This is a genomic window from Pseudomonas sp. A25(2017), assembly GCF_002001065.1.
Lineage (GTDB): Bacteria > Pseudomonadota > Gammaproteobacteria > Pseudomonadales > Pseudomonadaceae > Aquipseudomonas > Aquipseudomonas kilonensis.
Map to the genome: position 1 here is coordinate 1 of NZ_MUOA01000113.1, position 12,857 is coordinate 12,857.

The window sequence follows — 12,857 nt, forward strand, 5'->3', positions numbered from 1 at the left end:
ACAACCGAAGCATTAGTGGCACTGGCCCGCAAGCTTGCCCGAGTGGTATTCGCCCTGCTGAAGAACCAGAGCGAATACTTACCGAAAGGCATTTAAGGGGTAGCCCCGTACCATAGAATCTCCCACAGTGGGGTTGCGGGTGTTCACAGCATCTGCACACAACACAAAAACCTGTGGGAGCGAGCCTGCTCGCGATGAAGTCGGCACATCCAACATCATTACAACTGAACCACCGCATTCGCGAGCAAGCTCGCTCCCACAGTGGGTTTGCGGGTGTTCACAGCATCTGCACACAACACAAAAACCTGTGGGAGCGAGCTTGCTCGCGATGACGTCGGCAAATCCAACATCATCGTTGACTGGAACACCGCATTCGCGAGCAAGCTTTGCTCCCACAGATCTAATGGGTGTACGACCGGGAGAGCCAGGTCGGCTGTTAGGCCGCCTCGCGGTGGACGTTGATCTCGGCGCCCCGTTAACCACGCTGGCTGAACGCAGGTATTGCGCAGTGGGCAACCCGGCATGGATGCCGGGTTAGCCGCGCTGGGCCATGGATGGCCCTTCGCGGCGGCCCACGGAGCAATGCCTTCGTTCAGGCATGCCGAGCCTAGGCGAGGCACCGAGTGGTGGGGCATAAAGCGTTTTGCTTACTTTTGACTGGGCCGGCTTCCGGGCTTCTCAAAAGTGAGCCGCTGTAAGAGCGGAACCATAAGTAGCCGTTACCGAAGAAATGGATATACACCCAAACCCAAGCCCAAAAAAAACGGCGCTTCCCATTTCTGAAGAAGCACCGTTTTCTCTAAGTGAACAGCATTACAGCCAGGTTTACCCAAACATCAAGCCATTAGAAACGTTTGATATCCGCCTGACTCTCCAACTGCTTGCGATACGCCGCGAAGTCCTGCTGACCAACACGGGACGCCAGGTAGCGGCGATACTCCGCCTTCTCTTCGTCAGTCGGTGCCGCCGCTTCGTTCACGCCGTTCAGACGCACGACCACCAGGCTGCCGTCAGGCAAGGTCACGCTGCTGAACGTCGGCTTGTCCTTGGACTCAGGCTTAGGCATACGGAACAGTGCTTGCAGCACCGCCGGGTCGATGCCTTCCTGGTTGCGGGTGGCCGCCTGGATGGCTTTCCAGCCTTGGCCGTCGACCGGCTTGTCCAGTGCAGTCTTGCCGTCACCCAGGCTGGCGATCAACTCGTCGGCGCGGGTCTTGGCCGCTGCGCTGGCGTGTTCCTTGGCCAGTTGAGCACGAATGGGGCCCGCCACTTTTTCCAGCGGCAATTGCTCAGGCTTGCGGTGTTCCTTGGCACGCAGCACCACGACGGTTTCCGGGTCCAGCTCGATGGCGGTGCTGTTGGCACCCTCCTCCAGCACTTCCGGGCTGAACGCAGCGGTAACCACAGCACGATTGGCCGCAATCCCTTCGCCGCCTTCACGACCGAACGGGGCCGAGGTGTGGACGGTCAGCTTCAAGTCCTGGGCAGGTTGCGCCAGGTCGGACGCTTCGAACGAGGCATCCTCCAGTTGCTTGGTCGCCTCAACGAAACGCTGCTCCACCTGCTGGGTCTTCAGCTCGCGGACCAGTTTGTCCTTCAGGCTGGCAAACGTAGGCACTTCAGGCGCTTCGACACCCAGCAGCTTGATCAGGTGCAAACCGAAATCGGTGCGTACCGGTGCCGAGACCTGGTCCTTGTTCAAGGCGTACAAGGCCTTTTCGAACTCCGGATCGTAGACGCCTGGACCGGCATAGCCCAGATCGCCGCCGTTGTTCGCCGAACCCGGATCCTGGGAAAACTCCTTCGCCAAGGCTTCAAACGACTCGCCTTTGGCCAAGCGAGCCTGGATTTCTTCGATCTTCGCCTTGGCCTGGGCTTCGGTCACCTTGTCGTTCACTTCGATCAGGATGTGCGCAGCCCGACGCTGTTCGGACAGGTTGGCGATTTCTTTCTGGTAGGCCGCTTGCAGGTCTTCGTCCTTGACGCTGACCTGATCGAAGAAAGAAGCTTTCTTCAGCTCGAGGTAATCGATGACCACCTGGTCAGGCGTCATGAACTCCTTGGCGTGCTGGTCATAGTAGGCCTTGACCTCGTCTTCGGTCAGCTTGACGGAGGCCGGGTCGGCCTTGATGTTCAAGGTGGCGAAATCACGCGTCTGTTTTTCCAGGCGGGCAAATGCCAGCACTTGGGCATCGGTGACAAAACCGCTGCCTGCCAGGCCGGCGCGCAACTGACCAATCAGCATTTCCTGAGCCAGCATCTGGCGGAACTGCATACGGCTGTAACCCAGCTGGCGGATCACCTGATCGAAACGCTCGGCGCTGAATTTGCCATCGACCTGGAACTCAGGCGTTTGCAGGATCACTTGATCGAGCGCCGCTTCGGAGAAAGCGAACTTCGCATCGTGTGCGCCTTGCAGCAGCAGCTTGCGGTCGATCAGGCCCTTGAGCGCTGAATCGCGCAGCATTTTTTCGTCCAGCAGGGAGGCGTCAAAATCCTTGCCCAGCTGTTGCATAAGCTGACGGCGTTGCATGTCGACGGCTTGGCTAAGCTCGTTCTGGCTGATGTTTTCGCCGTTGACTTTGGCCGCCTCGTTGCTATTGGTGGTGGCTTGAAAAATGGCATCGAAACCGGTCAGCGCCATCAATGCGACGATGACCCCGATGATGGTCTTGGCAATCCAGCCTTGTGAATTGTCCCTGATATTCTGCAGCATGCGTCCCCCAGAAACGGTTGAACTTCAAATTTAGGCAACCGTGGAGCGTGGGTAGAATCCGGATAGAAGAAAGGCGCATCCGAGGATGCGCCTTCTCGTAACTGGCGGAGCGGACCGGGCTCGAACCTGCAAGCCCTGGCGTGCCAGACCGGTTGCAACCGGCCGTATTACCGCTCCGCTGCCAAGCCAGGCATGACCCCGACCCGGATAAACTCAACGAAACCTTAGTTAACGGCTTCTTTCAGTGCTTTACCAGCTTTGAAGCCTGGCTTTTTGGCAGCAGCGATTTCCAGCGTCTTACCGGTCTGCGGGTTACGACCGATACGAGCAGGACGATCGGTCACGGAGAAGGTACCGAAACCGACCAGAACAACGGAGTCACCAGCCTTCAGAGCGCCAGTGACGGATTCGATTACAGCGTCCAGCGCACGGCCAGCAGCAGCTTTCGGGATATCAGCGGATGCAGCGATAGCATCAATCAGTTCCGACTTGTTCACTCTAAGTCCCCTTATATCTATTTGAGATGATTCTAAGTTTTTTTGGTGAAAGCAAAAACGAGTGCTGAATGGCCTGCAGACACTTAAGAGCCGCTTTATAACAAGGGCTCTAAAAAACTGTCAAGGAAGCCCCCCAGGCAAATGCGTATTAATGCGTGCTAATTCTTTCCTTAGAGTCAGACTCTCGCTTTTCTTCCTTCGCGACAATCTCCGGAGCCACATCCGGCAAGGGCTCCGGCGCGTATTGCAGCGCAATTTGCAGGACCTCGTCAATCCATTTAACGGGTTTGATCTGAAGATCTTGCTTGATGTTGTCAGGAATTTCCTTCAGGTCGCGGACATTCTCTTCGGGAATGATCACGATCTTGATCCCGCCCCGGTGTGCCGCCAGCAGTTTTTCCTTCAGGCCGCCAATCGCCAGGACCTGGCCGCGCAGCGTGATTTCACCTGTCATGGCGACATCGGCGCGCACCGGAATACCGGTCAATGCCGAGACCAGGGCCGTGCACATGCCTACGCCAGCGCTCGGGCCGTCCTTGGGTGTGGCCCCTTCGGGCATGTGGATATGCGTGTCGCGCTTCTCATGGAAGTCCAGGGGAATGCCCAGGCTGCGGGCGCGGCTGCGAACCACCGTCAGCGCTGCGGTGATCGATTCGACCATCACATCACCCAGGGAGCCGGTCTTGATCAATTGACCCTTGCCCGGTACCACGGCCGCTTCGATGGTCAGCAGCTCACCACCGACCTGGGTCCAGGCCAGGCCAGTCACCTGGCCGATCTGGTCCTGTTGCTCGGCGAGGCCATAACGGAACTTGCGCACGCCCAGGAAATGCTCCAGCAGGTCCGCAGTGACCTTGACCGCGAAGCGTTTTTCCAGCGCATGTTCCTTGACCGCCTTGCGGCAGACCTTGGCAATCTGCCGTTCCAGGCCACGCACACCGGCTTCGCGGGTGTAGTAGCGAATGATGTCGCGAATCGCTTCCTCGTCGAATTCCAGCTCGCCTTTTTTCAGGCCGTTGGCCTGGATCTGCTTGGGCGAAAGGTATTTCACCGCGATGTTGATCTTCTCGTCCTCGGTGTAGCCCGGCAGACGAATCACCTCCATCCGGTCCAGCAACGCTGGCGGAATATTCATGGAGTTGGAGGTGCAGAGGAACATCACATCCGACAGGTCGTAATCGACCTCCAGGTAGTGATCGTTGAAGTTGTGATTCTGCTCAGGATCGAGGACTTCGAGCAACGCAGAAGCGGGATCGCCACGCATGTCGCTACCCATCTTGTCGATTTCGTCCAAAAGAAACAGCGGATTGCGCACGCCGACCTTGGTCATCTTTTGAATCAATCTTCCCGGCATCGAACCGATGTAGGTACGACGATGACCACGAATTTCCGCCTCGTCGCGCACGCCGCCAAGGGCCATGCGTACGAATTTGCGGTTGGTGGCGTGGGCAATCGACTCCGCCAGGGAGGTTTTACCGACCCCTGGAGGACCGACCAGGCACAGGACCGGACCACGAATCTTTTTCACGCGCTTCTGCACGGCGAGGTATTCAAGGATGCGTTCCTTGACCTCTTCCAGGCCGTAATGGTCGGCGTCGAGGATGTCCTCGGCGCGCGCCAGGTCCAGGCGCACCTTGCTCTGGGCTTTCCATGGCACCTGGACCAGCCAGTCGATGTAGGAGCGCACCACGGTGGCCTCGGCAGACATCGGCGACATTTGCTTGAGCTTGTTCAGCTCGGCCTGGGCCTTGGCCAGTGCATCCTTGGGTAAGCCGGCGGCATCAATGCGCTTTTTCAGCTCTTCGATTTCGTTGTGGCCTTCATCGCCATCGCCCAGTTCTTTCTGAATGGCCTTCATCTGCTCATTCAGGTAGTACTCGCGCTGGCTGCGCTCCATTTGTTTCTTGACGCGACCGCGAATGCGTTTCTCGACCTGCAACAGATCGATTTCGCCGTCGAGCAATGCCAGCACATGTTCGACACGGGCCGACAGATCAATAATCTCGAGAATTTCCTGCTTCTGCTCGATCTTGAGGGCCATGTGGGCCGCCATCGTATCGACCAGCCGTCCCGGCTCGTCGATGCTGTTAAGCGACGACAGGACCTCTGCAGGCACCTTCTTGCCCAGTTGCACGTATTGTTCGAACTGCGACAGCAGACTGCGGACAAACACTTCCGACTCACGCTCGGGCGCATCGACTTCTTCGATCAGCGACACCTCGGCCCGGCAATGGCCGTCCACTTCGCTGAAACGCTCGACAGTACCGCGCTGCTCGCCTTCGACCAGGACCTTGACGGTGCCGTCGGGCAACTTGAGCAATTGCAGAACCGTTGCAATCGTCCCTACGCGATACAGTGCGTCTTCGCCGGGATCATCGTCGGCTGGATTTCTCTGGGCCAGCAGAAGAATCTGCTTGTCACCCGTCATCGCAGCCTCAAGGGCTTCGATGGACTTCTCGCGCCCCACGAACAGCGGGATAACCATGTGCGGATACACCACGACATCGCGCAATGGCAGGAGAGGCAATTCGATGGTTGTCTTCATGATTTCGCCTCTACGGCGGCCCTAGGGCCGGAAACAGATGGAAGTAAGCTTGAAACCAAGATGGGGGCAGCCTTGAAAAAAAACAAGCGCTAAGACACGTCTAAAACGCGCTAAAAGCAAAGGGGCCCGAAGGCCCCTTCTTTATTCCGGCAGCGGGACGCTTAAGCGTCCGGTGCGGCCTTGGCAGCCGGCTCACTGTTTTCATAGATATACAGTGGCTTGGACTTGCCTTCTATAACGCTTTCATCGATCACGACTTTACTCACCTCGGATTGCGAGGGGATTTCATACATCGTGTCGAGCAATACGCCTTCAAGAATCGAGCGCAATCCACGGGCACCGGTCTTACGCTCCAGGGCACGTTTGGCGACCGATTTCAGCGCGTCGGAACGGAACTCCAGGTCTACACCTTCCATTTCGAACAGCTTGGCATACTGCTTGGTCAGGGCGTTTTTCGGCTCGGTCAGAATCTGCATCAACGCTGCTTCATCCAACTCGTCCAGCGTTGCCAGGACAGGCAGACGACCGACGAATTCCGGGATCAGACCGAACTTGACCAAATCGTCAGGCTCGACTTCACGCAGGGACTCACCGACTTTCTTGCCTTCTTCCTTGCTGCGCACTTCGGCGTTGAAACCGATGCCACCGCGGGTGGAACGGTTTTGAATAACCTTTTCCAGGCCGGAGAACGCACCACCGCAGATGAACAGAATGTTACGGGTGTCGACTTGCAGGAATTCCTGCTGCGGATGCTTGCGACCACCTTGGGGTGGAACGGAAGCGACCGTACCTTCGATCAACTTGAGCAAGGCCTGCTGCACGCCCTCACCGGAAACATCCCGGGTGATGGACGGGTTGTCGGACTTGCGGGAAATCTTGTCGATTTCGTCGATGTAGACAATGCCCATCTGGGCCTTTTCCACATCGTAGTCGCACTTCTGCAACAACTTCTGAATGATGTTCTCGACGTCTTCACCTACATAACCCGCCTCGGTGAGGGTGGTTGCGTCGGCGATGGTGAACGGAACGTTCAGCAAGCGGGCCAGGGTTTCGGCAAGCAAGGTCTTACCCGAGCCTGTCGGGCCGATCAGCAGGATGTTGCTCTTGCCGAGTTCGACGTCGTCATTCTTCTTGTCACGCTGGTTCAGGCGCTTGTAGTGGTTGTACACCGCTACGGCCAGTACCTTTTTCGCACGTTCCTGACCAATCACATACTGATCAAGGATGCCGCTGATTTCTTTAGGCGAAGGCAATTTATGCGCGCTGCTCTCGGCCTGGGCTTCCTGCACCTCCTCGCGGATGATGTCATTGCACAGGTCGACGCACTCGTCGCAAATGAAGACCGAGGGGCCGGCAATCAATTTGCGCACTTCATGCTGGCTTTTGCCACAGAAGGAGCAATAAAGCAGTTTGCCGTTGTCCTCGCCGTTGCGGGTGTCAGTCATTCGATCGATCCAAATCCGATAGGCTTGCAACACAAGATGAAGGCAATTGCGGGCTTTTTCAAGCCCGCAGGTGATCGGACCAGCCGATCAACCTCATTTTGAGCTGCTTATTTTAAGCGGGGCGCTGGCTGATCACTTCATCGATCAGGCCATATTCACGTGCGGCTTCAGCGCTCATGAAGTTGTCGCGGTTGGTATCGCGCTCGATTTCTTCAAGCGTGCGCCCGCTGTGCTTGGCCATCAAGGTGTTGAGGCGCTCGCGGATGAAGAGGATTTCCTTGGCATGGATTTCGATATCCGATGCCTGGCCCTGGAAACCGCCCAGTGGCTGGTGAATCATCACGCGCGAGTTCGGCAGGCAGTAACGCTTGCCATGGGCACCAGCAGTCAGCAAAAACGCACCCATGCTGCACGCCTGACCGATACAGGTCGTCGAAACGTTAGGCTTGATGAACTGCATGGTGTCGTAGATCGACATGCCCGCCGTCACCGAACCGCCAGGGGAGTTGATATAGAGATGGATATCCTTGTCCGGGTTTTCGGCTTCAAGGAACAACAGTTGCGCACAGATCAGGTTGGCCATGTAGTCCTCTACCGGGCCCACCAGAAAGATGACGCGCTCCTTGAGCAGACGCGAGTAGATGTCATAGGCACGTTCGCCGCGGGCGGACTGCTCGATAACCATCGGGACCAGGCCGCCTGCGGCCTGGATGTCAGAGCTATGCTGATAAAAAGAATTGCGGGACATGTCTCGCAGTCACTCCCAAATAGTTATGTCTTGAATACGCATAAGCCAGCACGAAGGCTGGCTTATGGGTGTGTATTTCTTACCGCAGAACCATCAATCGGCTTGTGGAGCTTCCACCGGCTTGACCGCTTCTTCGTAAGAGACCGCTTTATCGGTCACGCTAGCTTTCTGCAGAACAGTATCCACAACTTGTTCTTCCAGCACAACCGAACGGACTTCGTTCAGTTGCTGGTCGTTCTTGTAGTACCAGGACACGACTTGCTCAGGCTCTTGATAGGCCGAGGCCATTTCCTGGATCAGCTCGCGAACGCGGGCTTCGTCAGGCTTGAGCTCGAACTGCTTGACCACTTCGGCGACGATCAGGCCCAGCACGACGCGGCGCTTGGCTTGCTCTTCGAACAGCTCTGCCGGCAGTTGGTCCGGCTTGATGTTGCCGCCGAACTGCTGAACAGCCTGCACGCGCAGACGGTCAACTTCGTTGGACAGCAGGGCCTTTGGCACTTCGATCGGGTTGGAGGCCAGCAGACCGTCCATGACCTGGTTCTTGACCTTGGACTTGATAGCCTGGCGCAGTTCACGCTCCATGTTCTTGCGAACTTCGGTGCGGAAACCTTCCAGACCGGTTTCCTTGATGCCGAACTGGGCGAAGAACTCTTCGTTCAGCTCAGGCAGTTTCGGCTCGGAAACGGTGTTGACGGTCACGGTGAACTCGGCGGCTTTGCCAGCCAGGTCCAGGTTCTGGTAATCCTCAGGGAAGGTCACGTTCAGAACGCGCTCTTCACCGGCCTTGGCGCCAACCAGGCCGTCTTCGAAGCCAGGGATCATGCGACCGGAGCCCAGCACCAGCTGGGTAGCCTTGGCGGAACCGCCCGCGAACACTTCACCGTCGACCTTGCCGACGAAATCGATGTTCAGTTGATCTTCGTTCTGAGCAGCACGCTCAGTCACTTCGAAACGGGTGTTCTGCTTGCGCAGGATGTCCAGCATCTTGTCCAGGTCGGCATCCGACACGTCAGCGCTCAGGCGCTCGACGGCGATGGATTCGAAACCGGCAACCTTGAACTCAGGGAACACTTCGAAAATAGCGACGAATTCCAGGTCCTTGCCTTTTTCCAGCACTTTAGGCTCGACGGACGGAGCGCCGGCCGGGTTCAGCTTCTGCTCGACGACCGCTTCGTAGAACGAAGACTGGATCACGTCGCCCACGGCTTCCTGACGCGCATCAGCTTCGTAACGCTGACGGATCACGCTCATTGGCACTTTGCCTGGGCGGAAACCTGGGATTTTGGCCTTTTGGGCAGTCTGCTGCAGACGCTTGTTGACCTGAGTCTCGATGCGCTCAGCCGGCACGGTGATGCTCATGCGGCGCTCAAGAGCAGAAGTATTTTCAACAGAAACTTGCATGGATATTCCTCGTTGCACAGACGTTGGCCGGGCGTTTCCGACCCCAGAATCAAGGGCATGCATTCTAGTAGGTCAAACTCAAGAAGTCACCCTACTGAAAACGCGCTGGAAACAGGCGCCGGATTTAGGACGGGACAAACGGTCATGCCCCACCCGGATTGCAAATACAGTCGATTCAGCCCAAGGCTCTGCGCCAACGCTTCTATATATAGAAGCGGCTGGCCCGGCCGCGCAGCGCCCAGCCCCACAAGGAGACCGACGGACATGCCGCGCATCATCACGAAACACATTCGCGAGGACCCGACCGCAGCGCGCACCCAAAAAAAACAGCGCCAATGCCAAACACAGAACCACCGAAAACAAAAACGGCGCAGCCCTTTTCAGGTACTGCGCCGTTTTCTGCTATTTAAATAGCGACTTGTATGGTGCGGACGGAGAGACTCGAACTCTCACACCTTGCGGCGCTGGAACCTAAATCCAGTGTGTCTACCAATTCCACCACATCCGCGTATCAAGCTTTTAAAGCAAAGGCGCCAGATTGTTAGATCTGGCGCCTCTCTAGAATATGGGGTGGACGATGGGGATCGAACCCACGACAACGGGAGTCACAATCCCGTGCTCTACCAACTGAGCTACGCCCACCATATTGCCTTGTTGCCTTACTTGTGCCAAAGCTGCCTAATTGGCGCACCCGGCAGGACTCGAACCTGCGACCATCCGCTTAGAAGGCGGATGCTCTATCCAGCTGAGCTACGGGCGCCTTTTTAATCTGTATTCTTGGACGATTACAAACTAAGTGCTTTCAGTTTTGCCGAGTTGAAACAACCAACTCCGCTCCACCTTCTTAACCAGTGCTAGGCTGTGCCCGACAAGTGCGACGAATGTTATAGACGGCCCGATAGGTCGTCAACTCTTTTTTAAAAAAAATTCATTTAATTAAAGGGGTTAGGGGAATTTGCAGACCAAGCGCCTTTGCCCTCACGCCCCGGCATGCGAGAATGCGTTCTCTTTTTTTCCCCTCTCGATGGTTAACCACGCGCAATGACTGCACAACTTATCGACGGCAAATCGATCGCCGCCAGCCTGCGCCAGCAGATCGCCCAACGAGTCACCGAGCGCCGCGAGCAAGGCCTGCGTACGCCCGGCCTTGCGGTGATCCTGGTCGGCAGCGATCCTGCCTCTCAGGTTTATGTCTCGCACAAGCGTAAAGACTGTGAAGAGGTCGGCTTCCTTTCCCAGGCCTACGACCTGCCTTCCGAAACCACCCAGCAAGCGTTGGCCGATCTGATCGATCGTCTGAACGATGACCCGAACATCGATGGCGTTCTGCTCCAGCTGCCGCTGCCTGAACACCTCGACGCCTCCAAGCTGTTGGAGCGTATCCGCCCGGACAAAGACGTCGATGGCTTCCATCCTTATAACGTCGGTCGCCTGGCCCAACGCATCCCGCTGCTTCGTCCCTGCACCCCTAAAGGCATCATGACCCTGCTGGAAAGCACTGGCGTGGACCTGTATGGCCTCGACGCCGTAGTGGTGGGTGCGTCCAACATCGTTGGCCGTCCAATGGCCATGGAGCTGCTGCTGGCCGGCTGCACCGTGACCGTGACCCATCGCTTCACCAAGGACCTGGCCGGCCATGTCGGCCGTGCCGACCTGGTGGTGGTGGCCGCCGGCAAACCCGGCCTGGTACGGGGCGAGTGGATCAAGGAAGGCGCCATCGTCATCGACGTAGGCATCAATCGCCAGGAAGATGGCAAGCTGGTGGGCGACGTGGTCTACGAGACCGCCCTGCCCCGCGCTGGCTGGATCACGCCGGTACCCGGCGGCGTAGGCCCGATGACCCGCGCCTGCTTGCTGGAAAACACCTTGTACGCGGCCGAGACGCTGCATAGCTGACACACCGCTTCAATCCAGCCATAAACCCTGTGGGAGCGAGCCTGCTCGCGATAGCTTGGGGTCAGCCAACATCAATGCTGGCTGAAACACCGCTATCGCGAGCAGGCTCGCTCCCACAAGAGTTTTTGTCGCCTGATCCTTATCGGCAGGCGTTGGCCTATGCCGCGACTCCCTGGATCGCGCAAATTACGAACTTTTTCAGATTCGGTCCGCCAAAATCCCCCTTCATTAAACTTTATTTACTCACAACCCTCGGCGGTACAGGCATATAGCGCTGCTGTCGCCCATACTCCTAAAATGCGACGTTTTTTTAAAAGTCGTTGCTCAACGGCACCTTCAACTCTATCGAGTCTACTCGCGTGAAAATCCGTCTTTCCATCATCAGCCTATTCATCGCTTTCACAGGCAGCTTTATCACGCAAAATGTCGTTGCACAGGAAACCATCGCGGCCCCTCGGGACACGACCAAGCTGCAAGTCGCCTCGGGCAGCGCGATGTTGTTGGACCTGCAAACGGACAAAGTCGTTTATTCGAGCAACCCGGACGTGGTGGTGCCCATCGCGTCGGTAACCAAGTTGATGACCGGCCTGATCGTGCTGGATGCCAAACAGAACCTGGATGAATACATTTCCATCACCATCGCCAACACCCCTGAGATGAAGGGCGTGTTTTCCCGGGTCAAGCTCAACAGCGAACTGTCGCGCAGAGACGTGCTGCTGATCGCCCTGATGTCTTCGGAAAACCGTGCCGCCGCCAGCCTCGCCCACCACTATCCGGGCGGCTACGCGGCGTTCATTGCCGCCATGAACGCCAAGGCGAAGGCGCTGGGCATGACCAGCACCCATTACGTCGAGCCAACGGGCCTGTCGATCCACAACGTCTCGACCGCCAGGGACCTGACCAAGCTGCTGATCGCTGCTCGCAAGTATCCGCTGCTGAGCGAACTGAGCACCACCAAGGAAAAGACCGTTACCTTCCGCAAGCCGGCGTACAGCCTGGGCTTTCGCAACACTGACCACTTGGTCCACAAGGCCAACTGGGATATCCAGTTGACCAAGACCGGCTTCACCAACCAGGCTGGCCACTGCCTGGTGCTGGTGACGAAGATGGGCAATCGCCCGATGGCACTGGTGATTCTCGATGCGTTCGGCAAATACACGCACTTCGCCGATGCCAGTCGGATTCGTAGCTGGGTGGAAACCGGAAAAAGCGCCGCAGTGCCGTCAGTGGCCCTGCAATACAAGGCTGCCAAGAATCTCAAGAGCCGCCAGAGTGGTGTGGTGGAGGCTTCCAAGTAATCCGCGAACCCTAAAAGCCCTGACCCGTTGTAATGCTGTTCACTTAGAAAAAGCGACGCTTCTTTCAGAAATGGGGAAGTGTCGTTTTTTTTGGTTTTTTGCGGTACTTGTTTTGGTGTGTATATCCGTTGCTGCGGTAACGGCGGCTTAGGGTTCCGCTCTTACGGCGGGTCACTTTTGGAAAGAGCGCCAAAAGTAACCAAAAGCGCTCTGCCCCACCACTCGGTGCCTCGCCTAGGCTCGGCATGCCTGAACGAAGGCATTGCTCCGCGGGCCGCCGCGAAGGGCCATCCATGGCCCAGCGCGGC

General features: G+C 57.2%; 9 protein-coding genes, 3 tRNA genes and 2 pseudogenes. 4 read left to right on the forward strand and 10 right to left on the reverse strand.

From position 1 onward, the window contains the following. A pseudogene (locus B0E42_RS31590) lies at positions 1-96 on the forward strand (IS110 family transposase); the annotation flags it as partial. Between the two features lie 748 nt (positions 97-844). Here B0E42_RS31590 and B0E42_RS26390 read toward each other — a convergent pair. The 6 genes from B0E42_RS26390 to tig form a co-directional block, all read right to left on the reverse strand. Further along, complete coding sequence (locus B0E42_RS26390; RefSeq protein ID WP_077508399.1) at positions 845-2,716, reverse strand: SurA N-terminal domain-containing protein; 1,872 nt, start codon at positions 2,714-2,716, stop codon at positions 845-847. A gap of 224 nt (positions 2,717-2,940) precedes the next feature. Further along, a complete protein-coding gene (locus B0E42_RS26400) occupies positions 2,941-3,213 on the reverse strand; it encodes an HU family DNA-binding protein (protein ID WP_002552737.1) in 273 nt (90 codons plus the stop codon). Between the two features lie 148 nt (positions 3,214-3,361). Beyond that, on the reverse strand, positions 3,362-5,758 hold the full coding sequence (lon, locus tag B0E42_RS26405) for an endopeptidase La (protein WP_014339302.1): 2,397 nt from the start codon (positions 5,756-5,758) through the stop codon (positions 3,362-3,364). Between the two features lie 161 nt (positions 5,759-5,919). Next, the gene (gene clpX / locus B0E42_RS26410) at positions 5,920-7,203 is read right to left on the reverse strand and encodes an ATP-dependent Clp protease ATP-binding subunit ClpX (RefSeq protein ID WP_003183176.1); all 1,284 of its coding nucleotides are present in this window, start codon (positions 7,201-7,203) and stop codon (positions 5,920-5,922) included. A 112-nt stretch (positions 7,204-7,315) separates the two neighbouring features. Then, positions 7,316-7,951: an ATP-dependent Clp endopeptidase proteolytic subunit ClpP gene (gene clpP, locus B0E42_RS26415; RefSeq protein ID WP_018602422.1), complete on the reverse strand. Its 636-nt coding sequence runs from the start codon at positions 7,949-7,951 to the stop codon at positions 7,316-7,318. 93 nt (positions 7,952-8,044) lie between these two features. Then, positions 8,045-9,355, reverse strand: a complete 1,311-nt coding sequence (tig, locus tag B0E42_RS26420) for a trigger factor (protein ID WP_018602424.1) — start codon at positions 9,353-9,355, stop codon at positions 8,045-8,047. Between the two features lie 264 nt (positions 9,356-9,619). Here tig and B0E42_RS31220 point away from each other — a divergent pair, with 264 nt between their 5' ends. Then, positions 9,620-9,769: a hypothetical protein gene (locus B0E42_RS31220; RefSeq protein ID WP_168188542.1), complete on the forward strand. Its 150-nt coding sequence runs from the start codon at positions 9,620-9,622 to the stop codon at positions 9,767-9,769. Between the two features lie 9 nt (positions 9,770-9,778). Here the strand turns inward: B0E42_RS31220 and B0E42_RS26425 are convergent. From B0E42_RS26425 to B0E42_RS26435, 3 genes are all read right to left on the reverse strand, one after another. Further along, positions 9,779-9,863: transfer RNA gene (locus B0E42_RS26425), tRNA-Leu, on the reverse strand. Between the two features lie 58 nt (positions 9,864-9,921). Then, a tRNA-His gene (locus tag B0E42_RS26430) sits at positions 9,922-9,997 on the reverse strand. Positions 9,998-10,038: 41 nt separating this feature from the next. After that, positions 10,039-10,115 (reverse strand) — tRNA-Arg (locus B0E42_RS26435). Positions 10,116-10,396: 281 nt separating this feature from the next. Here B0E42_RS26435 and folD point away from each other — a divergent pair. Both folD and pbpG read left to right on the forward strand, forming a co-directional pair. Beyond that, positions 10,397-11,251, forward strand: coding sequence for a bifunctional methylenetetrahydrofolate dehydrogenase/methenyltetrahydrofolate cyclohydrolase FolD (gene folD, locus B0E42_RS26440; RefSeq protein WP_014339305.1), 855 nt, complete (start codon positions 10,397-10,399; stop codon positions 11,249-11,251). A gap of 359 nt (positions 11,252-11,610) precedes the next feature. After that, entirely contained in the window at positions 11,611-12,549 is a 939-nt protein-coding gene (gene pbpG, locus B0E42_RS26445) for a D-alanyl-D-alanine endopeptidase (protein ID WP_018602428.1), read from the forward strand. Positions 12,550-12,613: 64 nt separating this feature from the next. Here the strand turns inward: pbpG and B0E42_RS31340 are convergent. Continuing rightward, positions 12,614-12,857, reverse strand: a pseudogene (locus B0E42_RS31340) (hypothetical protein); the annotation flags it as partial.